This window comes from Deferrisoma palaeochoriense (assembly GCF_054656955.1).
On the sequence record NZ_BAAHXI010000254.1, the window covers coordinates 1 to 201 of the forward strand.

The following is a 201-nucleotide window of genomic DNA, read 5'->3' on the forward strand; positions in this document are numbered from 1 at the left end:
CTTGTACTGAAACAGGTTCCAGCGCAGCAGCGCCACCAGGTTGGACAGCGACCAGCCCCGCCGAGACCGCCACTTCAGGAAGCTCACCAGGAGCATGGCGATCAAGGCGGTCCAGATCTGGATGGCCAGCGCGTTCTCGGTGGTCCCAAGGAAGGTCTTCACCTTGAGGTTCTGCTTCAGGGCCTTGAAGAACAACTCGAT

General features: G+C 59.7%; 1 pseudogene. It reads right to left on the reverse strand.

Annotation, left to right across the window (positions count from 1 at the left end):
- A pseudogene (locus ACYQ8L_RS18900) lies at window positions 1-201 on the reverse strand (IS4 family transposase); the annotation flags it as partial.